At 68.9% G+C, this 20660-nt stretch carries 23 protein-coding genes and 1 pseudogene; 9 read left to right on the top strand and 15 right to left on the bottom strand.

Annotation, left to right across the window (positions count from 1 at the left end):
* Positions 1–300, bottom strand: a 300-nt coding sequence (locus ACTWQJ_RS22500; RefSeq protein WP_443308410.1) for a PAS domain-containing protein, incomplete at its 3' end; no start/stop codon positions are given.
* A 225-nt stretch (positions 301–525) separates the two neighbouring features.
* The gene (locus tag ACTWQJ_RS22495; RefSeq protein ID WP_129796392.1) at positions 526–858 is read right to left on the bottom strand and encodes a putative quinol monooxygenase; all 333 of its coding nucleotides are present in this window, start codon (positions 856–858) and stop codon (positions 526–528) included.
* A gap of 424 nt (positions 859–1282) precedes the next feature.
* Between ACTWQJ_RS22495 and ACTWQJ_RS22490 the strand changes: the two genes are divergently transcribed.
* The 4 genes from ACTWQJ_RS22490 (at position 1283) to ACTWQJ_RS22475 (ending at position 5300) form a co-directional block, all read left to right on the top strand.
* Positions 1283–2527: an RNA-guided endonuclease InsQ/TnpB family protein gene (locus ACTWQJ_RS22490; protein ID WP_443308409.1), complete on the top strand. Its 1245-nt coding sequence runs from the start codon at positions 1283–1285 to the stop codon at positions 2525–2527.
* A 34-nt stretch (positions 2528–2561) separates the two neighbouring features.
* Positions 2562–3596: an NAD(P)-dependent alcohol dehydrogenase gene (locus tag ACTWQJ_RS22485; RefSeq protein ID WP_443308408.1), complete on the top strand. Its 1035-nt coding sequence runs from the start codon at positions 2562–2564 to the stop codon at positions 3594–3596.
* Between the two features lie 3 nt (positions 3597–3599).
* Positions 3600–4334 (top strand): MIP/aquaporin family protein, encoded by a 735-nt coding sequence (locus ACTWQJ_RS22480; protein WP_443308407.1) that lies wholly within the window; start codon positions 3600–3602, stop codon positions 4332–4334.
* 165 nt (positions 4335–4499) lie between these two features.
* The gene (locus ACTWQJ_RS22475; RefSeq protein ID WP_443308406.1) at positions 4500–5300 is read left to right on the top strand and encodes an IclR family transcriptional regulator; all 801 of its coding nucleotides are present in this window, start codon (positions 4500–4502) and stop codon (positions 5298–5300) included.
* Positions 5301–5483: 183 nt separating this feature from the next.
* Here ACTWQJ_RS22475 and ACTWQJ_RS22470 read toward each other — a convergent pair whose 3' ends face one another.
* The 6 genes from ACTWQJ_RS22470 to ACTWQJ_RS22445 form a co-directional block, all read right to left on the bottom strand.
* A complete protein-coding gene (locus ACTWQJ_RS22470) occupies positions 5484–6536 on the bottom strand; it encodes an alcohol dehydrogenase catalytic domain-containing protein (RefSeq protein ID WP_443308405.1) in 1053 nt (350 codons plus the stop codon).
* Positions 6537–6559: 23 nt separating this feature from the next.
* The gene (locus ACTWQJ_RS22465; protein WP_443308404.1) at positions 6560–7567 is read right to left on the bottom strand and encodes an NADP-dependent oxidoreductase; all 1008 of its coding nucleotides are present in this window, start codon (positions 7565–7567) and stop codon (positions 6560–6562) included.
* Positions 7568–7856: 289 nt separating this feature from the next.
* On the bottom strand, positions 7857–8111 hold the full coding sequence (locus tag ACTWQJ_RS22460) for an EF-hand domain-containing protein (protein ID WP_129796391.1): 255 nt from the start codon (positions 8109–8111) through the stop codon (positions 7857–7859).
* 126 nt (positions 8112–8237) lie between these two features.
* Positions 8238–9446, bottom strand: coding sequence for a cation:proton antiporter (locus ACTWQJ_RS22455; RefSeq protein WP_443308403.1), 1209 nt, complete (start codon positions 9444–9446; stop codon positions 8238–8240).
* Between the two features lie 116 nt (positions 9447–9562).
* Positions 9563–10075 (bottom strand): peptide-methionine (S)-S-oxide reductase MsrA, encoded by a 513-nt coding sequence (gene msrA, locus ACTWQJ_RS22450; RefSeq protein ID WP_443308402.1) that lies wholly within the window; start codon positions 10073–10075, stop codon positions 9563–9565.
* A gap of 167 nt (positions 10076–10242) precedes the next feature.
* Entirely contained in the window at positions 10243–10638 is a 396-nt protein-coding gene (locus ACTWQJ_RS22445; RefSeq protein WP_443308401.1) for a CBS domain-containing protein, read from the bottom strand.
* Positions 10639–10800: 162 nt separating this feature from the next.
* Here ACTWQJ_RS22445 and ACTWQJ_RS22440 point away from each other — a divergent pair, with 162 nt between their 5' ends.
* From ACTWQJ_RS22440 to ACTWQJ_RS22425, 4 genes are read left to right on the top strand one after another with little or no spacing between them, the layout of a single operon-like run.
* A complete protein-coding gene (locus ACTWQJ_RS22440) occupies positions 10801–11400 on the top strand; it encodes a sulfite oxidase-like oxidoreductase (RefSeq protein ID WP_443308400.1) in 600 nt (199 codons plus the stop codon).
* Positions 11370–12122, top strand: coding sequence for a ferredoxin reductase (locus ACTWQJ_RS22435; RefSeq protein WP_224738208.1), 753 nt, complete (start codon positions 11370–11372; stop codon positions 12120–12122). The genes ACTWQJ_RS22440 and ACTWQJ_RS22435 overlap by 31 nt, the downstream gene beginning before the upstream one ends.
* Before the next feature lie 14 nt (positions 12123–12136).
* The gene (locus tag ACTWQJ_RS22430; RefSeq protein WP_443308399.1) at positions 12137–12409 is read left to right on the top strand and encodes a DUF6510 family protein; all 273 of its coding nucleotides are present in this window, start codon (positions 12137–12139) and stop codon (positions 12407–12409) included.
* Positions 12406–13053, top strand: a complete 648-nt coding sequence (locus tag ACTWQJ_RS22425; protein ID WP_443308398.1) for an RraA family protein — start codon at positions 12406–12408, stop codon at positions 13051–13053. Before ACTWQJ_RS22430 ends, ACTWQJ_RS22425 begins: the two co-directional genes overlap by 4 nt.
* Positions 13054–13061: 8 nt before the next feature.
* Here the strand turns inward: ACTWQJ_RS22425 and ACTWQJ_RS22420 are convergent, their stop codons facing one another.
* Both ACTWQJ_RS22420 and ACTWQJ_RS22415 read right to left on the bottom strand, forming a co-directional pair.
* Complete coding sequence (locus ACTWQJ_RS22420) at positions 13062–13979, bottom strand: NADP-dependent oxidoreductase (RefSeq protein ID WP_443308397.1); 918 nt, start codon at positions 13977–13979, stop codon at positions 13062–13064.
* Positions 13980–14087: 108 nt separating this feature from the next.
* Positions 14088–14576 carry a carboxymuconolactone decarboxylase family protein gene (locus ACTWQJ_RS22415; RefSeq protein WP_443308396.1) on the bottom strand — a complete coding sequence of 163 codons (489 nt, stop codon included), beginning with the start codon at positions 14574–14576 and terminating at the stop codon, positions 14088–14090.
* A 131-nt stretch (positions 14577–14707) separates the two neighbouring features.
* On the opposite strand from ACTWQJ_RS22415, the gene ACTWQJ_RS22410 reads away from it, so the two are divergent.
* Positions 14708–15691, top strand: coding sequence for a pirin family protein (locus tag ACTWQJ_RS22410; RefSeq protein WP_443308395.1), 984 nt, complete (start codon positions 14708–14710; stop codon positions 15689–15691).
* A 75-nt stretch (positions 15692–15766) separates the two neighbouring features.
* Here ACTWQJ_RS22410 and ACTWQJ_RS22405 read toward each other — a convergent pair whose 3' ends face one another.
* From ACTWQJ_RS22405 to ACTWQJ_RS22385, 5 genes and pseudogenes are all read right to left on the bottom strand, one after another.
* Entirely contained in the window at positions 15767–17572 is a 1806-nt protein-coding gene (locus tag ACTWQJ_RS22405) for a hypothetical protein (protein WP_443308394.1), read from the bottom strand.
* A complete protein-coding gene (locus ACTWQJ_RS22400) occupies positions 17569–18165 on the bottom strand; it encodes a hypothetical protein (protein ID WP_443308393.1) in 597 nt (198 codons plus the stop codon). Before ACTWQJ_RS22400 ends, ACTWQJ_RS22405 begins: the two co-directional genes overlap by 4 nt.
* Complete coding sequence (locus ACTWQJ_RS22395) at positions 18162–19025, bottom strand: carbohydrate ABC transporter permease (RefSeq protein WP_224738267.1); 864 nt, start codon at positions 19023–19025, stop codon at positions 18162–18164. The genes ACTWQJ_RS22400 and ACTWQJ_RS22395 overlap by 4 nt, the downstream gene beginning before the upstream one ends.
* Positions 19022–19960 carry a carbohydrate ABC transporter permease gene (locus tag ACTWQJ_RS22390; RefSeq protein WP_443308392.1) on the bottom strand — a complete coding sequence of 313 codons (939 nt, stop codon included), beginning with the start codon at positions 19958–19960 and terminating at the stop codon, positions 19022–19024. The genes ACTWQJ_RS22395 and ACTWQJ_RS22390 overlap by 4 nt, the downstream gene beginning before the upstream one ends.
* Positions 19957–20660 (bottom strand): annotated as a pseudogene (locus ACTWQJ_RS22385) (carbohydrate ABC transporter substrate-binding protein); the annotation flags it as partial. The pseudogene ACTWQJ_RS22385 and the gene ACTWQJ_RS22390, both read right to left, overlap by 4 nt.

Genomic DNA, 20660 nt, shown 5'->3' with positions numbered 1-20660 from the left:
GAACCCCACGTACACGCGGTGGCCCGCGCGATGCCGGACCGGCAGCAGCCCGAACCAGCCGCGCTCCCGCAGGCATGCGGCGACCGCCTCGGCGATCAGGGCCTCGTCTCCGCCGGCGATCAGGACCTCGCGTACCGGCCGGCCCAGCACCTCGTCGGCCCGATGCCCGAGGAGGCTCGTGGCCTGCTCGCTCCAGGCGACGACCCGCCCGTGGTCGTCCAGGACGGCGGACGCCGACTGGTGGATCGAGAACGGGTCCTCCGGGCTCTCGCTGAGCGTCGTCAGGGATGTGTCGTCCATCGCCCCATCAACCTTGCACCGTTCGAGGGACTCGTAGTGCGGTGCGCCGGGCGCTCCCACCCGTCCCGCCTGCCTGGGCTTGCAGCGGCTCATCCCCAGTATCGGCCGTGCGGGCGCCGCGTGCTTCGTCGTACCGGCTCCGCGGGGCGTGACGGCCCGCCGGGCGCGTAATGGTGCCGCCGCCGTCGCACGCAAGTCACTCCGTGGGAGTGCGCCCAGCTCGTGCTACTCCTGCTCGGGAACGGCCATCTCGCCCAGCAGCGACCAGTCGTCCTGCGGAACGTTCGCGTTCACGATGCGAGGGGTCTCGACCAGATGCGGCGGCAGCGTCTGCTGCGCGGCCTTGAAGTGCGCCGACTGCACGTGAGCAGCGCCTGCTTCGTCATCGCGGAAGGCCTCGACCAGGACGTACTCCGTGGGGTCCGTCACGCTTCGCGACCAGTCGAACCAGAGGCAGCCGGGCTCCCGGCGCGTGGCTTCGGTGAAGTCGGCGGTGATCTCCGGCCACTGGTCGGCATGCTCGGGACGGACTCGGAACTTGGCGGTGATGAAGATCATCAGACTCTCTCCATGGACGTATGTCGACTGGCTGCGGGCCTGCAGCAGGTGACGGAGGCAGATCGTACGGCGCCGGCCGATGATCGGCAGGCCGCCCGCGCCAGGGAAGCGCCTGATATCTGAGGGCTTCGCACCTTTCGTAATGAGTTGTCTAATTTTTCAGCAGGCGGAATCTTCGGGGTGCCGTTCCATTGACCGTCCGGTTACGAGCCCGTGACGATCTCCTCGCCCCGAGTTTCGGGATTCAGCGGATTCTTGCGAGGAACCCCGGGCGTTTACGCCCGGGAGGAATCGCATCCCGGGTGGGCGGTGCGGAGCACCGCGGTGGCGTCTGGCGCGGAGCGCCGGGATGGTCCGGCAGGCGGCCGGAGAGAGTTTCTGTGTTCGAATGCAGGGCTGGAAGGTGCGGGGTAGCGTCGCGGGCGTGAAGCTGGTGGTGCAGGTGAAGCTGCTGCCGACGCCCGTGCAGGCGGCGGCACTTGAGGCGACCCTGCGCGCCTGCAACGAGGCCGCGACCTGGGCCAGCGGGGTCGCCTTCGAAAAAGATGTGAAGAAGAACTTCGCGCTGCGCAGGCTCACCTACGACGAGATCAAGACCAGGTGGGGGCTGGGGGCCCAGGCCGCCCAGCATGTGATCAAGAAGACCTGTGACGCCTACGCGACGCTGAAGGCCAACCTGAAGGCCGGGAACCTGGGCGCGCCGGGCTCCAAGCGGCACCGGAAGGCGGCCGGGAAGCCCATCGCCTTCCGTCCGGAGGGCGCGCAGCCATACGACGACCGGATGCTGTCCTGGCAGATCGCCGAGCGGCACGTGTCGATCTGGACGGTGGCCGGCCGGGTCAGGGACGTGGCGTTCGCCGCCGCCCCCGAGCAGCTGGCCGCCCTGGCCTTGTACCGCCGGGGCGAGTCCGACCTGGTGTGCCGGGACGGCATGTGGTTCCTGAACGCCACCTGCGAGGTGCCCGAGCAGCCCCTGAACGCCGATCCGGCGGGCTTCCTGGGCATCGACCTGGGCATCGTGAACATCGCCACCACCAGTGACGGCGAGATCATGGCTGGACGCGGGCTCAACCGCGCACGGGTGCGGGAGCGCACGCTGCGCACAAAGCTGCAGAAGAAGAACACCCCGTCCGCCAAGCGCCGGCTGAAGCGGCGCAGGCGCAAGGAGGCGCGGCGGGCGCGGGACATCAACCACAAGATCGCCAAGCATGTGGTGGCCGAGGCTGAACGCACCGGTCGCGGGATCGCCCTGGAAGATTTGACGGGAATCCGCGAGCGGGTACGGCTTCGCAAGCCCCAACGGGCCACCCACTCCAGCTGGTCCTTCGCCCAGCTGGGGGCGTTCATCGCGTACAAGGCCCGCCGGGCCGGGGTGCCGGTGGTGTACGTCGATCCGGCGTACACCTCCCGCACCTGCGCCGAGTGCGGCCACATCGACCAGGCGAACCGGGTCTCGCAGGCCTGGTTCGCGTGCCGGAACTGCGGATTCGTTGATCACGCGGACCGGAACAGCTCCCGCAACATCCGCGCCCGCGCGTGGGAGTTGTGGCGAAGCGAGGCCCAGTCAACGGCCCCCGCCCCACCATCGGAGCGCACGCGCCGGGTTGGGGCTGGACGCAAGCGCAGCATCACCGCCAGTGATGCCCGTTGTGCAAGCCCGGCGCTTTAGCGCCGGGTAGTTGACACACGAGGAGTGTTCCCAAATGAAGGCAGTGCGCGTGCACCAGTATCACCAGCGGCCCCTTGTGGAAGAGGTGCCGGAACCCGAGATCACCTCACCGCAGGACGTCATCGTGGAAATTGGTGGGGCCGGACTGTGTCGAACCGACCTCCATGTGATCGAGGGACAGTGGCAGGACAAGTCGCAGGTGTCGCTGCCGTACACATTGGGCCACGAGAACGCCGGATGGGTGCGGGAGATCGGTTCCGGAGTTTCCCATGTCGCGGTCGGCGATCCCGTGATCATTCATCCGCTGATGACCTGTGGTCTGTGCCGCGCATGCCGTTCGGGCGATGATGTGCACTGCGCGAACAGCGCCTTCCCAGGCATCGACTGCGACGGTGGCATGGCCGAGTTCATGCTCACCAGCGCACGCTCGTGCGTGAAGCTCGGCGCCGGTCTCCAACCCGCCGATGTCGCCGCGCTGGCCGATGCGGGCCTGACCGCCTACCACGCCGTACGCAAGGCGGTGCCGCTGCTGTACCCCGGCGCCAGCGTTGTCGCGATCGGCGCCGGCGGCCTCGGGCACATCGGCATCCAGGCCCTGGTGGCCCTGACCGCTGCCGAGATCGTCGTCGTGGACACCTCTGACGCGGCCCTGGAGCTGGCCAAGAGCCTGGGCGCCCATCACACCGTGCGCGCCGACGGCGACCCGGTGGCCGCGGTGCGGGAGATCACCGCAGGTCAAGGCGCGCACGTCGTCATCGATTTCGTGGGCGAGCGCGGCACCGAGGCACAGGGTGTCGCCATGCTCCGCAGGGCCGGCTCCTACTTCGTCGTCGGATACGGGGGGCACGTCCACGTTCCGACCATCGACATCATCTCGAACGAGATCAACGTCATCGGCAACCTCGTCGGCAGCTACAACGACCTCGACGAACTGATGACGCTCGCCGCCCAGGGCAAGGTGCGCCTGCACACCACGACGTATCCGCTCGACGCGGTGAACGACGCCATGGACGATCTCGATCAGGGTCGGCTGCAGGGCCGCGCCATCCTCGTGCCCGGCGCTCGGTAAGCCATGACAGAAAACACCGAGAACACATATCTCCAACGGTTGCTCGCCGAGTTCCTGGGCACCGCGTTCCTCGTCTTTCTCGGCGTGGGATCGATTCCCGCCACCCTCATGTTGCAGAAAACCGGGAAGACCAGTTTCACGATGGCCGACCTCGGTGTGATCGCCTTCGCCTTCGCCATGGCGGTGGTGGCCGCCGTGTTCGCAATAGGCCATGTGTCCGGCTGCCATATCAACCCGGCCGTCACCCTCGCCCTGGCGGCCACGGGCAGAATCCCCCGACGTGAGGTGGCGGGATACGTCCTGTCCCAGTGCGCCGGGGCGGTGGCCGGTGCCGGGGCCGTCGTCGGCGTACTCGGCACACGCGCGGTGCACCTCGGCCTCGGCGTCGCGTCCTACGCCCCTCCGACCGCCCCGTCCCAGGCGTTCCTCGCGGAGGCGCTGGGCACCTTCATCCTGGTCTTCGTCGTCTTCGGCGTCGTCGACCAGCGCGCCCCGGGCGGCTTCGCCGGCCTGCCCATCGGATTCGCGGTCTTCGCCATCGCGGTGGCTGTCGGCCCGGTCACCGGAGCGGCCCTCAACCCTGCGCGAACGCTGGGGCCTCTGCTGGTGTCCGGCTCGGCCGGAGGGCCGGTGGACTGGTCGCAGCTGCCGGTGTACCTCGTGGCTCAACTGGTCGGGGGCCTGCTGGCCGGTCAGCTGTACGTGGCCATGAACCGGTTGCGTACCATCGCCGCATGACCGTCGCACACCAGACAGCCCTCGGCCGCCGGGGCCGGACCGGCCTGTCCGGTCCGGCAGGGCACCGCTTCCCTGAGGGCGGCTTGGCGGCCCGTTCCCCGGGAGCCGGCCATCCGAGGCCCTGCGGGGCGACGCGTCGGCCTCCCCTGGCCGCGCAGGAGGCGCATGATGCACGGCTTTGAGGCGTCCGCCGCCGAAACCGGAGACCTGCTCGGATCGGTCCGCCGTGCTCTGCGGGTGCTCGAGGCGGTCGCGGCGGGCGGTGACGGCATCACCGCCAAGGCCGTCGCCCGGCGCGCGGGCCTCACCCTCCCGACGACGTACCGCCTGCTGCACACCCTGGTCCACGAGGGCTATCTGGTCAGGCTCCACCAGTCCCGCGGGTACGGGCTGGGGTACAAACTCACCGGCCTGCACCGGCGCCTGTGCCAGCAACTCGAGGTGACCCCCGGGGTGCTCAGTGTGCTCCACCAGATCCACGACGAGTGCGCCGCCGCCGCGTATTTCACTGTCTTCCGCGACGAGGAGATCGTCGTCGCGGAAGTCGTGGACTCGCCCTCGGCGCGGCGGGCGGAGCCGCTCGACGTCGGCTTCCACCAGGCTCCCCACGCCACGGCTTTCGGCAAGGTCATGCTGTCGTCGTTGCCGGCCGAGCGGCGTCGTGACCACCTGCGGCAGCAGGGACTGCCCCGGCTCACCGAGCGCACGATCACCACTCCCGACGTTCTGGAGGAAGATCTGGCAGGGGTGCGCCGCTCCGGCGTGGCGATCGAGGTCGGGGAGTTCCAGGGTGGCTTGTCGTGCCTGGCCGCTCCCGTGTTCGACGCAGGCGGGAAGGTCGCGGGGGCCCTGGCCACATCCGTACCCGTGGAGTTGTTCGAGCAGCGGCACCGGCAGCTCGGGGATGCCGTGCGCGCCGGCGCAACCCGCGTCTCGCAGCTGATCGGCGGCACCGCGCAGCCGTAGGCATGGAAGAGGGGCGGGCCAAGATCACCGGTCATCGGTGTTCACCAGTCGAAATGCCTGCCGACTGCCGATGCGCCGCGGCTCCCTGCCGACCGCCTCGTCATGCCGCGGTGGTCCGCGAGCACACCGGGCGAGCCCGGCAGGGTGGGGACCGCCCGGACGAGGCGGCCCTGCGCAGGAGAATCAGCGGGTGGGGTCGAGAAGGATCTTGCGGACGCCGTCGGAGCGGCCTGCGAACAGTTCGTACGCCGCCGGGCCTTCGGAGAGGGTGAAGCGGTGGGAGACCACGACCTCGGGCTTGATCCGGCCGGCACGGGTGAGGGCGATCAGGGGAGGGAGTTCGTAGTGCACCGAGCACAGCCCGATGGCGAACTCCAGTTCCTTGACCTGTGCCAGTCCCATGTGAAAAGGGAATGCCTTGCTCTGGCTGACCCCGATGACGCTGACCCGGCCGGCCTGCCGGACGGCCTTGAGGGCGAGCTCGATGGTGGCGTCCGAGCCCACGGCCTCCACCACGGCGTCCGGCCCGCGTCCGCCGGTCATGTCCCGTATGGCCGTCCGCGCGTCCTCGCCCTCGACCGGCTCGACCCCCAGGGTGGCGGCGAAGGCGCGGCGCTCCGCGACCAGGTCCGCGCCCAGCACCCGCGCGGCGCCCATCGCGAAGGCGGACTGGGCGGCCATGAGGCCGACCGGGCCGAGGCCGATGACCAGGACGGTCTCACCGGGCTGGATGCGGGCACGGCGGCAGCCGTACCAGGCCGTGGGCGCGTTGTCCGTCAGGACGACGGCGGCCTCGTCGGAGATGTCCTCGGGCAGGTGCACCAGATTGACATCGGCGTACGGCACCGCCAGGGCCTGGGCCTGGCTGCCCGGAAGCTGCGGGCTGACTCCGTAGCAGAGGTCCGTGCTGGACTTGGCGCGCTCGCACCGGGCGGTGAACCCGGCCGCGCACGACCGGCACAGGGCACAGCCGACCGAGGCGGGCACCAGAACCCGGTCGCCGGGCTTGAAGCGGGTGACCTGGCCGCCGGTGTCCGCCACCACACCGACGCACTCGTGTCCCGGCGTGTAGCCCAGTTCCGGGCTGAACGGGTTGCCACCGTAGATGTGCAGGTCACTGCCGCAGATGCCGGCCGTGGTGACCTGGACGACCGCGTCGGTGGGCCTGGAGACGGCCGGGTCGGGGACATCCCCGTAGCGGATGTCGTGACGGCCGTGGTAGGTCAGTGCCTTCACCGGATTCCTCCCCCCTCTGCCCGTCAGTCCGCGATCTTCAGCACCAGCTTGCCGTGGTTCTCACCACGGAAGAGCCGCATCAGGGTTTCGGGGAACGCCGTCACGTCGCCGGACACGACGTCCTCGAGAGACTTCAGCCGGCCTTCCGCCAGCCACGTGGCCAGCTGGGTGATGCCCTCGGAGTACCGGTCGGCGTAGTCGAACACCACCATGCCCGTCATGGATGCGCGGTTCACCAGCAGCTGCAGGTAGTTGGCAGGGCCTTGCGGCTTGGTGCTGTTGTACTGGGAGATCGCGCCGCAGACGACGACGCGGGCACCGCGCGCCAGCCGCAGCAGCACGGCGTCCAGAACGTCACCGCCGACGTTGTCGAAGTACACGTCGACGCCGTCGGGGGCATGCTCGCGCAGCGCCTTACGGACGTCCTCGTTCTGGTAGTCGATCGCGGCGTCGAACCCGAACTCGTCGACCACCAGCCGGCACTTGGACTCGCCGCCGGCGATGCCGATGACCCGGCAGCCCAGGATCTTGGCGATCTGCCCGACGACACTGCCGACCGCCCCCGCCGCTCCGGAGACGACGACGGTCTGGCCGGGCTCGGGACGCCCGATGTCGATCAGGCCGAAGTAGGCCGTCAGGCCCGACATGCCGAGAGCGCCGAGATACGTCGGCAAGGGGGCCACCGCCGGGTCGACCTTGGTCACGCCGAGCCCGTCCGACACGCAGTACTCCTGCACGCCGAACGAGCCCGACACATGGTCGCCGACCGCGAACCCGGAGTGCCGGGAGGCGATCACCCTTCCCACCGCGCCAGCGCGCATCACCTCGCCGATCTCCACCGGGCGGATGTAGGACCTGCCCGCGTTCATCCAGCCGCGCATCGCCGGGTCGATCGACAGACAGAGCACCTGCACCAGGAACTCCCCGTCGCCCGGCTGCCCGGTCGGCTCCTCGACGTGCTCCCAGTCGGTCGGCTGGGGCTCTCCCACGGGGCGTGCGGCCAGGCGCACCTGGCGGTTGATGCTGCTCATCTCCGGCGGCTCCTTCGACGGTCGCGTTGGATCGGCGGCCCGGCACGGCCGACAGGCGGCCGTCGTCGCGTACCGACGCTCCTGCGGGGCATACCATCCAGTCGGTATGGACGGTGAGCGTACGGGTGCCATGCCGTCGGAGACAAGGGGGGCCCAGTGCGACGTACGGCTCATGCACGCGGCCGGCCCCACGCGCGCCCCGTACCGCGTGCCGCGCCTGCACGCCGCCTACAGCGGATGACCGCCGCGTGCGCAGAGCAGCGCTCGTGCAGCGGAGGCCGGTCCAGTGTCAGTGCCAGCCGAAACGGCGGTCGACCAATGCCGCGAACTCCTCCAGGGTCAGTACCGCGTCCCCGTTCTGGTCAGCGGCGTCGAACAGCGCGGAGGAGGCATCGGCGTCGCCCACGCCCCAGAACGGCAGATCCCCCGACGCGGCAAGAGACGGGCCCTTCGTGCGCAGGGCGGTGATCACCTCTTCGCGGGTCAGGGTTCCGTTCTGGTCGAGGTCGAGTGCCTCGAACAGCTTCCGGGCCTTGTCGCTCATCTTGACGTCCTCGTTCCCGTCGTCGGCGGGGCGGGCCGACCCACCCGTTCCCCGCCTTCCAGCATCCCTTGCCGCCGTTGCGGTACGCCTGCGTCTGCCAAGTAACAGCGGGAGCCGTTCTTGGGATCAATCCGGGTCCTTTTCGGGCCCCGATCTTGCGGATGCTCGTGAACGGTTCAGCAATGGCAAGGCCGTCAGAGGAAACACGACCACTGACAGCAGGCCTGCCGCCACCAGCGCGGCGGCGTTGGCCGGTCGGATCGCGTCCAGCTTCAAGCCGATCGTTGTCGCGGCCACGATGACGGGGAGGGAGGTGGCCTGCAGGAGTCCGCTGGCCATGATCTCCGCGCGCGAGAGCCCGGCGCTGCGGTAGGCCAATGCGGGCAGTCCCCGGACGAGGAGCAGCGCGGCAAGGAACATCGGTACCCGCAGCACCGTCCCAGCGTCCGCGAACAGGGCTCCGACGTCGAACTGGATACCGCTCGTCACGAAGAAGACCGGGACGAGAAATCCATAGCCGAGGCCCTCCAGTTTGACGTGGAACTGCGGGTGCATCCGTTCGGCGTCGGGGTCGACCAGCCGTAGCACGGCCCCCGCAATGAAGGCACCCAGAATGGCCTCGAATCCGAGGTGCAGGGCGACCGCGGACAGGCCGACAATCAGAGCCATTGTCAAGCGGACCCGGACTTGGGCGCTCGTGTCCGCCAGCTTCACCACGGCCCCGGACAGCCACATGGAGCGTCCTGCACGCATCGAGGCCACCACGATGAGCGCCACCAGACAAGCAAGGCCGAGCAGGAGAAGCAGCCTGGAGGCCGGGCCCGATGAATGCTCGGAGAAGAACAGCGACAGCAACACCACGGCGCTGATCTCTCCTGCCGAGCCGCCACCGATGGTCAGTTGGCCGACCGGCCGATCGACCGCGTCGGCATCCTTCAGGATCGGGACCAGAAGACCCAGAGACGTGGCTACCAGCGCGGTTCCGATCAGCAGCGGGCTCTCGACCAGCCCGGCGATGTGCAGCACCCAGCCGATGGTCGCGGCCAGCGCAAGTGTGCCCGCCAGACCGATACCGACGAGCCGTGCCCACGGACCGCGTAGTTGCTGGAAGTCGATCTCGAGCCCGGCAAGGAACAGCAGGAAGCTCAGGCCGATGATCGACAAGGCCTGGACGGTGGCGTCCGGTTGCACCACGTTCAGCACCGCCGGGCCAAGGACGATCCCGGCCACGATCTCGAGGACCGGGCCCGGAAGAGGGACGCGGGGCATCACCGCGAGGAGGAACGGGACGCCGGCGGACACGGCGAGAACGATGACCAGATTGTCGTACGACATCGTGACTCCGGCGGCCGGTCGGCGGGCAGCCCTCGGGCGCGATGACACCTAAGCCGAGCGTGTGGGGCCCCGCCTGACAGGTTGTAGAGTCCAGGCGCCTGTGCGGTTCGCCGCCGTCAATCCCTCGCGCGTGTGGGAAGCCGCCAGCCTGGGCGGACAAAGTGGCAGGTGTACCCGTTGGGATAGCGCTCCAAGTAGTCCTGGTGCTCGGGCTCGGCCTCCCAGAAGGGTCCGACAGGTTCAATTTCTGTCACAACCTTGCCGGGCCACAGGCCAGAAGCGTCGACATCGGCGACGGTATCCTCCGCCACTTTCTTCTGCTCCTCGTCCACGTAGTAGATGGCCGAGCGGTAGCTGAGACCGACGTCGTTGCCCTGGCGGTTCTTCGTCGTCGGATCGTGTATCTGGAAGAAGAACTCCAGCAGCGTGCGGAAGTCGGTCTGATCGGGGTCGAATGTGATCTCGATCGCCTCGGCGTGTGTGCCGTGGTTGCGGTACGTGGCGTTGGGCACGTCACCGCCGGTGTAGCCGACGCGGGTCGACGTCACTCCGGGCTGGCGTCGAACCAGGTCCTGCATGCCCCAGAAACATCCGCCTGCCAGAACGGCCTTCTGCGTCTGTTCTGTCATCTCGGTCCTCCGCGTTTGTGTTGTCGTCGTTTCCGAACGGACTGCGGTAACCGGCAGGAGACGACTTCTGGGTTGTGCGGTACCCGGATATTGTCCCTCCTTCCGCGATGAGCCGGAAGCGCAGCGGGCTGGCACAGCTCAAGTACCAGACAGGCAGTGCTCGGATGTCAGTGGTTGGCTGGTGCATTGTTGAGTGCGATGAGTACCTCCTGCGCGTGCGGGGTGGAGGCGATGTCGCCCAGCGAGAGCAGACCCACGATGCGACCCTCGTCCACGACGGGCAGCCGGCGCAATGCGTGATCACGCATGAGCGCGCTTGCATCACACAGTGACGTGTCGGGGGTGACGGTGACGAGGTCCCCGGAGGCGGCCTCGAGCGCTGTGATGCTGCCGGCAATCAGTCCTTCGGCAATGACGCGGACCGCGATGTCGCGGTCGGTGACCAGCCCATGGAGGGCGTCGTCGCTGGTCACCAGAACGCAGCCGACGTCGGCCTCCCGCATGCAGGCTGCCACCGCGGTCAGCGAGGTGTAGGGCTCGACCGTGACGACGTCGGTGGTCATCGCGTCGCGTACCAGCTTCACGGGCTCCTCCGCTCTTCAGTGATGTGATCCATGACGTGGTTCTGAAGCCATACCACTCCGGAGCCTTCTTCTGCCGAGATGCTGTGCTGTGCGATGTCCTGGAGAATGGAAACCGCTCGCTTCGGAGAATGGGGGCACGGCATGCCCATCGTTTCGCGCGGATTCCACGGCCGAGCGCGGGATACCCGGCACAGACTGCCTCCTGGGCAGTACGAGACCACCGACTTCCCCGTTCTGTCCGCAGGACCCACCCCCACGGTGAACCCTGACGAATGGGAGTTCACCATCCGCACAGAGACGGGCACACGGCACAGCTGGAACTGGGCGGAATTCACTGCGTTGCCCAGCCAGACTCCCACCGTTGACCTGCACTGTGTCACCAAGTGGTCGAAGTTCGACACGGAGTGGCAGGGAGTGTCCTTGGACGTCCTTCTGGAGGACGTGGAGACCAGTGCCGACTACGCACTTGTTCACTCCTACGGCGATTACACCACCAACGTGCCCCTGGAGGATCTCCTCGACGGGAAGGCATGGATCGCCTACCGCTACGACGGCGAGGAACTCGCGCCGGAGCACGGCGGCCCTGCCAGGCTGCTGGTTCCGCACCTGTACTTCTGGAAGTCCGCCAAGTGGGTGCACGGCATCCAACTGCTCGATGAGGACGAACGGGGCTTCTGGGAGAACATCGGCTACCACGATTATGGGGACCCATGGCGCGAGCAGCGGTATCAGGGCGACTAGGGGACCGGCTGCGCTGGACGACAGCCCGCCTGACCGATCGGCGTATCGAGTCCGACGCTGCGCGCACCCTCGTCTTCGAGGTGCCCGGCTGGCCGGGTCATCTGGCGGGGCAGCACGTCGATGTGCGACTCACGGCGGAGGACGGCTACAGCACACAGCGCAGTTACTCACTGGCGTCGGCACCCGACGGCGAGAGCGTCGAGTTGACCGTGCAGCGTGTCGATGACGGTGAGGTCTCCCCGTACCTGACGGACGAACTCGCAGTGGGCGACGTGGTGGAACTGCGCGGACCGGTCGGCGGCTGGTTTGTGTGGCGGCCCGAGCAGAAGGAGCCGATTCTGCTGGTGGGCGGCGGCTCGGGCCTGGTGCCGCTGATGGCGATGATCCGCATGCGCCGCGCGGTCGGCAGCCGTACGCCCTTCCGGTTGGTGTACGTCGTGCGCAGCCCTGAGTACCAGCTCTTCGTATCCGAGTTGAGAGGGGACGATCCGGGCCTCGACAAGACGTACCTCTATACCCGCTCCACCCCGGCCGAGTGGCCGCGGCCCCCTGGGCGGTTCACCGCTTCGGAGTTGTCGAACGCCGGGTGGCCACCGGACTTTGAACCCACTTGCTACGTCTGCGGTTCCACCGGCTTCGTCGAAACGGCCGCCGGCCTGCTGGTGGCCCTCGGCCACCAGCCCGGCCGTATCCGCACCGAGCGTTTTGGACCCAGCGGATGAGGAGCTGAATCTCCATGACCCTGACGCCGGACTTCCTTGACGGCAACGCCGCCGCCGGGGACCTCGAAGCCCTGTTCGGAACCGATATGACCGTGGCGTCTGGACGATGCCGCGGCTGCAGTGAACAGATGGTGCTTGCCCAGACGCACGCTTACCTCGATGGTCCCGGGATGGTGCTGCGCTGTCCCGGCTGCGACGGCGTTCTGCTTCGCCTGGTTCGCTCTCCCACCGAGACGTGGCTCGACGCCGGCGGACTGGACTACCTCAAGATCCCCACACCGGCATGACTGCCCGCGAGAACGACCGCCTGCAGGATCTCGCCTCGCGAGTACGTACCCCCGACGTCGTCGATGCCATGGGACGGATGCACCGCCACCGGTGTCACATCAACGACCTGGTGAGCCCGACCCCGGGCCGTGTCCTCCTGGGCCCCGCGGTGACGATCTCGTTTCTCCCTGCATGTGCGGAAGCACTCCCACCTGAGCAATTCAGTTTCTCCCGGCTGTTCCAAGACGCCATCGGACAGGGCGCACAGGGGCGGGTGCTGGTCCTGGCCGGCAACGGGCATACCGACGTATCACTCGGCGGCGGAACAAAGCTCTCGCTGGTGGCAGTGCATGGTCTTGCCGGGGTCCTGGCCGACGGTCGTCTCCGGGACTTCGTCGACATCGCGACGTACGACTTCGCCGTCTACTGCTTGGGGCAGACGAGTAAATGGGGCGGCGATGTGGTGACGCCATTCGAGGCAAACCGGCCGGTCGTCGTGTCCGGCGTGACCGTCCGCCCGGGTGATTACGTGTTCGCGGACGCGTCCGGCGCTGCCGTCGTCCCCGCTGCACAGGTCCTCAGTGTGTTCGAAGAAGCCAACCGCGTCGCACAGGACGAGGCAGCGTTCGTGGAGAGCATCCGTCGCGACAACCCCGCCGACTAGCTCAGCGTTCACGCAACTTGGATGACCGTCTTGCCGACTGTTCCCTTCTTCGCGCGGAACGCCTCCGGCGCCCGGTCCAGAGGAAGGACGGCACCCACCAGCGGGCGCAGTCGGCCCTCCCGGTGCCGGCCGATGATCTCCAGGAGGTGACCGCGGTCGGGTTCGACGATGAAGTACATAGCCCGGCCGTCCTCGGGCCGCACGTTCGGGGGATGGGCGATGGTCACCAGGGTGCCGCCGGGCCTGACCACGGCGGCCGAGCGGGCGAGTACCTGCCCGCCGATGGCGTCGAAGACGAGGTCGACGCGGCCCACAGCCTCCTCCCACGCCGGCTGTTGGAGGTCGAGGAAAACCTCTGCGCCGAGCTCCAGCACCTGGTCCCGGCTGCCTTCGCGCCCTGTCCCGATCACGCGCGCCCCGGCTTCGCGGGCAAGCTGTGTCGCGGCCATTCCCACGCCCCCTCCCGCTCCGTGCACCAGCACGCTCTGCCCGGCCTCCAGCCTTCCGTGTATGAACAGGCCCTGCCAGGCGGTGAGGCCCGGCATCGGCAGAGCCGCCGCCTGCACATGGTCGATTCCCGCAGGCAGTGGCGCCAGGTTGCGCGCTTCCACCGCCACGTACTCGGCGAGAGTGCCGTCCCGGTTCCAGTCGGTCAGCCCGACGACCCGCTGACCGGCCGACAGCCCGGTCGTGCCGACCGCGACCTCGGCGACCTCACCCGACACCTCGTGTCCCGGAATGACGGGCGCTCGGTCCCGGCCGCCCCGGTCGACCCAGGTGGCCGGCCAGGCCAGCTCATCCGGGGTGAAGGAGGCCGCGTGCACCTTTACGATCACGTCGCCCTCGCCCGCGTACGGGTACGGTGCCTCCTCCACAACCAGGCCGTCCACAGCGGCATCACGGTCGTGGGCTCGTACGGCCTTCATCGGGGATCCTTCCGGCAGCGAGGAGACTCCCCCACCGTTCCAGGATGACGGCGTGGCGCCCTCGGGGCGATCCGGGGCGACGCCTCGCATGGCCTGAAGGCGGGCAGATCACGGTCGGGAGCTGTTCCGTACCGGGTGCTTGCTCATGATCGAGACCCGGTTGAACGCGTTGATGGTGATCGCCACCCAGATCACCGCGGAGATCTGGTCCTCGGTGAGTGTCTCGCGCGCCGCGGCGTAGGCGGATTCCTGTGCCGTGGCGTCGGCGGGGCTGGTGACGGCCTCCGCCAGAGCGAGTGCGGCTCGTTCCGCGGGCGTGAACAGTTCGGTGTCCCGCCAGGCCGCCAGGACCCCGAGCCGCTGTGGGGTGTCGCCTCCGCGCAGGGCGGCCCGAGTGTGCATGTGGAGGCAGAAGGCGCAGCCGTTGATCTGCGAGACGCGCAGGTTGATCAGCTCTACGAGGGTGCGGTCGAGTCCGGCGTCGGCAGCGACGGCTCGGACCGCCTCGGACGTCTGGACAAGGGCGTCGTAGGCCTTTGGGCTCTGCTTGTCGATGAAGATCCGCTGAACCGCCGGTTCCGTCGTGCCGCTGCTCAACCCGGGACTCCTTCGGTGATGGCGCCCCGTCCACGTGGTGCGTGGTGTACGCGGTCGTGGGCTCCGTATACTCGGACACAAGTTGTTCTATTTTAAACAAACCCTTTGGGGCGGGCGAGAGGCGGCATCCGATGAGCAACGTGGAAACGGACCCCGTGGAGATGCTGTGCGGAGCGGACACCGAAAGAGAGGCGGAGGAGCCGCGCGTCGACGTGATTTCTCCGCGCGAGGTGCCGCTCGGCGGGCCGCGGGCGATGACCGTACGGCGCACGCTGCCGCAGCGGGCCCGGACGCTGATCGGAGCGTGGTGTTTCGCCGATCACTACGGCCCCGACGACGTCTCTACCACCGGCGGCATGAACGTCGCCCCGCATCCGCACACCGGACTGCAGACGGTCAGCTGGCTGTTCAGCGGGGAGATCGAGCACCGCGACACGCTCGGCAGCCACGCTTTCGTACGGCCAGGTGAACTCAACCTCATGACCGGCGGACACGGCATCGCCCACTCCGAGGTTTCGACGCCGCGGACCACGATCCTGCACGGCGTGCAACTGTGGGTGGCCCTGCCCGATGAACACCGGCATACCGAAAGGGACTTCCAGCACCACGTACCCGAGCCGGTGCACATCGACGGAGCCGAGATCAGGGTCTTCCTCGGCTCGCTCGCGGGCTCCGTCTCCCCGGTGCGGACCTTCACGCCGCTGCTCGGCGCCGAGATCGCCCTCGAACCGCGCGCATCGGTCACGCTCGCCGTGGACCCCGGTTACGAGCACGGCCTCCTCGTCGACCACGGCGACGTCCGCATGGCCGGCACCCTGCTGCGTCCGGCGGACATGGGCTACGCCCACCCCGGCATCGGCGCCCTGTCGCTGACGAACGAGTCGGACGTCAGGGCCCGCACGGTCCTGCTCGGCGGGACTCCCTTCGAGGAGGAGATCGTCATGTGGTGGAACTTCATCGGCCGCAGTCATGACGACATCGTCCGGGCCCGGGAGGACTGGCAGCACGCCTCCGAACGCTTCGGCACCGTGAAGGGGTACGACGGCGACCGCCTGCCCGCCCCCACCCTGCCGAACGCCACCATCACCCCGCGCAGGAACCCACCCCGGCGCTGACGCCACTGAATTCGCCCTGCGGTGGCCTATCGGCTCAATTGCGCAGACGCCCGACGAGAAGTCGACGAGTGACGATCACCTCAGCGTGAGCCGGTACGTCAGCGGTGACCTGCCGGTGATCAGCACGCGGATGCCGTCCGGTGTGAGGGAGCCGTTCATCCACGAGTAGCGTTCGCCGGGTTCGACCACCGGCGGCTGCTTGCCGCCCTTGCCGTTGCCGGGGCCGAACTCGATCCGGTCGTCGCCGACGGTGTACGCGGCCTCGCCGCTGACGAGCTGGTAGGTGTCGGACTGGCCTGCAACGGGTTCGAGCCCCTCACCGGTCAAGGTGCCGCCGCGGCGGAAGCACAGCTCCAGTGCGAGGGGTACCGCGGACCGGGAGACGTCGAAGTCCAGTTCCCAGCCGCTGTCGCGTACTTGACGCACCAGCACCTCGGTGCGCAGGGTCCGCCACTCTTTGGGGCGGTGCGGGAAGTCCATTGCGGACCAGAAACGTCCGTCGTTGCTGAGCGGATAGTCGCCGTCGGGCCGGCGGTGCTGCGGCGGCAGGGGCTGGTGGAACGCGGCCCGTACCTCGGCGTGCAGCCGCCAGCCGCCGTCGACCGGCTCGAGCCCTTCGGCACGGAAGTGACCGAGGGAGAAGAACTGCGGCGACAGGCGCAGCGAGTCGAGGATCGCCGCGCCCTTGCGCATCTTGAAGAACGTGGGATTGGTGGACAGGCCCGAGGAAATGGCCCGCACCTCGGGGAAGTCCGTGCCGGCGAAGACGGTCGCGGTGTGGGTGCCCCGGCGTACGCGAACCAGACGGCAGTCCGGGTCGTGGTGCACAAAATTCTCGGGAAGCGGTGCCGGTGACGGCAGCGGACGAGCCAGCTCCGGGCGGTCCAGGACCTCCGCGAGCCGGTCGCCCAGCGGTGTCTCGCCGAAGGTCTGGTCCGTGCCGCGCTCCTGCAGCAGCGCGGCCACGGCGGCGAAGCGGGCGTCGCCGTCGCGGATCGCCATCTCCCGGTACTGGAGCCAGAATTCGGGCAGGTAGCGCAGCGCCGTCTGGTCCTGGCGCCGCGAATGCACCGACTCCACCTCGCCGTTGGGCTCGATGACGTAGAGAGTGGCCTTGAGATTGGCGCGTACGGGGGCATACAGATCCGTACGGCCGTAATGGCGGGCCAGGGTGAGCAGGGCGGGGTTGGTGACGACGGCCGAGTAGGTGGGGCTGCGTTCGCTGTACTCGCCGCCGGGCAGCAGGTCGATGCCCTCGGCCAGCCATGCGTCGATGCGGCGGACGTACGCCGGGTCGGGCCGGCGGCGGTGGATCCGGGCCAGCGCGGCGCACACCAGCCAGCGGTGGTTGGCGGTGTGCACACCACCGGTCGCAAGACCTGGGCCCGCCTTGTCCAGGACCTGCTCGACGACGTTGCGCACGCCTTCGGTCGGCCGGTGCCCGTCGCGGTCCAGCAGGGCGTACGCCAGATTCAGGTCGACGACGGAGAAGGCGGTGTCCGGGGGCGAGTGCACGGCGCCCTGGTCGTACAGGCCGTCGTCGTACTGCTCCTCAGCGAGAGTGTCGGCGAGTTCGCGGAGCGGGCCGAGCAGGTCGGGGGAGTGGTGGTACGCCGACTCCTTGTGCACGTAGACCGAGGTGAACGTGCGCAGCGCCCGGGCCGCGGCCCGGGCCCGGCCCCGGTCGCGCAGGTCGGTGATGGTTTCGCCGTACGTCGTGAGCAGCCCGGTGACGCGCTGGTCGGCGGCCTCGGTCAGCAGGGCGAGGAAGCCGGCGTCCGTGCGCGGCTCGGCCGCGGCGGGCGCGCCGCTGATCCCGGTGGCCGCGGTGGCCGCGGTGGCCGTGGCGGTCGTGGCGAGGAATGTTCTGCGGGCGATCACATGCTCTCCAGTCGTACGTCGACGGACGTCAGAGCCAGGGCCAGCGGCCCCGGTGCGAGAAAGGCCAGCGGCAGCAGCATCCAGCCGCACAGCACGGCCGCCACGAGGGCGAGCAGGACCAGGCCGCTGCCGCCCGGATCCCGCACGGCGTCCCGGGCCGCCGTACGCACGGCCGCGGGCCAGTCGGTGAGTGACTCGGGGCGGGCGCACGCACGCAGTCCGACGACCGCCGCGCACGCGCCGATGGCGCCCGCCGCCACGGCGAACAGCCGCGCTCCGGGCAGTCCCGCGCCCGCGAGGGCCAGGTCCGCGGCCAGCAGCAGCACGCCCGCGAGGACCACCGCACCTGCCGCCAGGTCACCGGTGCGCAGCCGCTGCCGCAGCAGGGTGAGGTACCGCCCCGCGGTTGCGGGCCGGTCCTCGCGTACGCCGCGCAGGACGGCGCACGCCGTGGAGAACGCGGCCGGCACGGTCACCAGCGGCAGACAGGCCACGGCCGTGGCGAGGCCGATGCTGAGCATGTCCGCGAAGAGGGTCGCGCGGGGGCCGAAGAGCTCGCCCGGCTCACGGGTCGTACGCGTACGGGTGCTCATCCCTTGACCCCCGAACTGGCCATGCCCTCCACGAGGAACCGCTGGAAGGCGAGGAAGAACAGCACGATCGGCAGCAGGGCGATGACCGACATCGCGAACATCGGACCGAACGACGACTGGCTGGAGGCGTCCACGAACGCCCGCAGGGCCAGCGTCAGCGTGAACTTCTCGGGCGAGAAGAGATAGATCAGCTGGGTGAAGAAGTCGTTCCACGTCCAGATGAACGTGAAGATCGCGGTGGTGATCAGCGCGGGGCGGGTGAGCGGCAGGATGACCAGGAAGAAACTGCGGAACGGCCCGCAGCCGTCGATGCGCGCCGCCTCCTCCAGCTCACGCGGCAGCCCGCGCATGAACTGCACGATGAGAAAGACGAAGAACGCCTCGGTGGCGAGGAACTTGGGCAGGATCAGCGGCCAGTAGGTGTTCACCATGCCGAGCTGGTTGAAGATGATGTACTGCGGGATCAGCACCGCGTGGTGCGGCAGCATGATCGTGGCGATCATGAAGGCGAACAGCGGGCCCCGGAAGCGGAACCGCAGTCGCGCGAAGGCGTACGCGGCCAGCGAGCACGACAGGACGTTGCCGACGACCGCACCGCCCGCGATCAGCAGGGAGTTGGTGAGCAGCCGGCCCACGGAGACGTCGTTCACACCGTCCAGGGCGGTGGAGTAGTTCGACCACTCCAGGCGGCTCGGCAGCAGCTGAAGGCTGGCGATCACCTCGTCGGCGGGCTTGAGCGAGGTCGCTACCAGCCAGGCCAGCGGGTACAGCATCACCAGCAGCGCGGCCAGGCAGCCGGCGTGCAGGGCGACCCGTCGCCAGGCAACGGGCTTGCGGACAGCGGGAGTTGCCGTAGTCATCGGTCCCCCTCGGAGGCGTAGAAGACCCAGGAGCGCGAGGTGCGGAACAGCACGGCGGTCACCGCGCCGATGACGATCAGCAGTGCCCAGGCCATGGCGGAGGCGTAGCCCATGTGGGAGGCGACGAAGCCACGGTCGTAGAGGTAGAGCGTGTAGAAGAGCGTCGAGTCGGTCGGCCCGCCCTTGCCCGCGCTGACCGCGAAGGCCGGGGTGAAGACCTGGAAGGCCTGGATCGTCTGGAGCACCAGGTTGAAGAAGATCACCGGGGACAGCATCGGCACGGTGATGGACAGGAACTGCCGCCACCGCCCGGCCCCGTCGACCTCCGCGGCCTCGTACAACTCCCCGGGGATCTGCTGGAGTCCGGCCAGGAAGATCACCATCGGCGCCCCGAACTGCCACACCGTCAGCAGTGCCACCGCGAGCAGCGCCCAGCCGGGCTTGTTCACCCAGCCGCCGGTGCCGAAGAGGTTGTCGACCGTGCCACCGTCGTTGAAGATCGCCCGCCACACCAGGGCGATGGACATCGAGGCGCCGAGCAGCGAGGGCGCGTAGAACGCCGAGCGGTAGAAGCCCTTGCCCCGCTTCATGCTCTTCAGGGCGAGCGCGACGACGAGTGCGAGCCCCAGTTGCAGGGGCACGGCGATGACGACGTACGTCAGGGTCGCCACCACCGAGCGCCAGTAGCGTGGGTCCTCGGTGAACATCTGCGTGTAGTTGCGCAGCCCCACCCAGCTCGGCGGGTTGAACAGGTCGTAGTCGGTGAAGGAGAGGTACAGCGAGACGGCCATCGGCAGCAGCGTCAGGACGCAGGCACCGAGCACCCAGGGGGAGAGGAACACCCAGGCGGCGCCCTCGCGTCGGCGGCGCGGGGGTTTGTTTGTCGGGGCAACGCCCTTCGGGCGTACGGCCGTCGGTATCTGCGTGGTGGTCATGACCTCAGCTCCGCCTTCGCCTCGGTGATGTAGTTCTCGGCCGCTTCGCGGGGTGACATCCGCTCGTACGAGACCTGGTCGTAGTCGCGCTGGAAGGTGGTCTGCAGCGCGCTGTCACCCGACGGGGGCGCCTGGGGCGGGTCGTTGAGCTCGCCTTCGAGGGTGGCCTGGAAGTCGTGGATGGTCCGGTCGAAGTCCGTGAGGGACCCGGCGGTCTCCTCGCGGAGGGTCTCGTTCACCGGGATGCTGCGGGTCGCACCGAGGATCTTCGCGGCGCCGGGGTCGTTGAGCATGAAGTCGATCAGCAGCGCGCCCTCTTCGGGATGCCCGGAGTCGGCGGAGACGCCCATGAACATCGACGGCTTGAAGTACTGGCCAGGCGTGCCGTCCTCCCCGGACGGCATCGGTGCGAGCGTGACGCCCTCGCCGACGAGCGGGACGAAACCGCTGGCCGGAGCGTCCCAGTTGATGTCGGCGATGGCCTTGCCGCGGCCGAGCGGGGTGTTCTCGACGGTGCCGTCGAGCTGGGTGGTCTGTTCGGCGGGCGAGACGGTGCCCTCACGGCGTAGCTCATCGGTGAACGTCCACCAGCGGGTGAGGTCGTCGGCGGTGAAGCCGAGTCCGCCGTCCTCGGTGTACAGGGACTTGCCCTGGCCGCGCAGCCACACCTCGAAGGCGTCCTCGCTCTGGCCCGGGTCGG

Origin of the sequence: Streptomyces sp. KR55, assembly GCF_052245645.1 — a bacterium.
In the GTDB taxonomy this organism is placed as follows: domain Bacteria; phylum Actinomycetota; class Actinomycetes; order Streptomycetales; family Streptomycetaceae; genus Streptomyces; species Streptomyces flavusporus.
Note: the sequence above shows the minus strand (reverse complement) of the source record. Positions and strands in the feature narration are given on the sequence as shown.

Coding starts and splice junctions, on each gene's coding strand:
- ACTWQJ_RS22395 (WP_224738267.1), bottom strand. CDS start 19,025: ATGACTACGGCAACTCCCGCTGTCCGCAAGCCCGTTGCCTGGCGACGG.
- ACTWQJ_RS22485 (WP_443308408.1), top strand. CDS start 2,562: ATGAAGGCAGTGCGCGTGCACCAGTATCACCAGCGGCCCCTTGTGGAA.
- ACTWQJ_RS22435 (WP_224738208.1), top strand. CDS start 11,370: ATGGCGCGAGCAGCGGTATCAGGGCGACTAGGGGACCGGCTGCGCTGG.
- ACTWQJ_RS22480 (WP_443308407.1), top strand. CDS start 3,600: ATGACAGAAAACACCGAGAACACATATCTCCAACGGTTGCTCGCCGAG.
- ACTWQJ_RS22420 (WP_443308397.1), bottom strand. CDS start 13,979: ATGAAGGCCGTACGAGCCCACGACCGTGATGCCGCTGTGGACGGCCTG.
- ACTWQJ_RS22495 (WP_129796392.1), bottom strand. CDS start 858: ATGATCTTCATCACCGCCAAGTTCCGAGTCCGTCCCGAGCATGCCGAC.
- ACTWQJ_RS22465 (WP_443308404.1), bottom strand. CDS start 7,567: ATGAGCAGCATCAACCGCCAGGTGCGCCTGGCCGCACGCCCCGTGGGA.
- ACTWQJ_RS22455 (WP_443308403.1), bottom strand. CDS start 9,446: ATGTCGTACGACAATCTGGTCATCGTTCTCGCCGTGTCCGCCGGCGTC.
- ACTWQJ_RS22410 (WP_443308395.1), top strand. CDS start 14,708: ATGAGCAACGTGGAAACGGACCCCGTGGAGATGCTGTGCGGAGCGGAC.
- ACTWQJ_RS22475 (WP_443308406.1), top strand. CDS start 4,500: ATGATGCACGGCTTTGAGGCGTCCGCCGCCGAAACCGGAGACCTGCTC.
- ACTWQJ_RS22425 (WP_443308398.1), top strand. CDS start 12,406: ATGACTGCCCGCGAGAACGACCGCCTGCAGGATCTCGCCTCGCGAGTA.
- ACTWQJ_RS22460 (WP_129796391.1), bottom strand. CDS start 8,111: ATGAGCGACAAGGCCCGGAAGCTGTTCGAGGCACTCGACCTCGACCAG.
- ACTWQJ_RS22390 (WP_443308392.1), bottom strand. CDS start 19,960: ATGACCACCACGCAGATACCGACGGCCGTACGCCCGAAGGGCGTTGCC.
- ACTWQJ_RS22440 (WP_443308400.1), top strand. CDS start 10,801: ATGCCCATCGTTTCGCGCGGATTCCACGGCCGAGCGCGGGATACCCGG.
- msrA (WP_443308402.1), bottom strand. CDS start 10,075: ATGACAGAACAGACGCAGAAGGCCGTTCTGGCAGGCGGATGTTTCTGG.
- ACTWQJ_RS22445 (WP_443308401.1), bottom strand. CDS start 10,638: ATGACCACCGACGTCGTCACGGTCGAGCCCTACACCTCGCTGACCGCG.
- ACTWQJ_RS22430 (WP_443308399.1), top strand. CDS start 12,137: ATGACCCTGACGCCGGACTTCCTTGACGGCAACGCCGCCGCCGGGGAC.
- ACTWQJ_RS22400 (WP_443308393.1), bottom strand. CDS start 18,165: ATGAGCACCCGTACGCGTACGACCCGTGAGCCGGGCGAGCTCTTCGGC.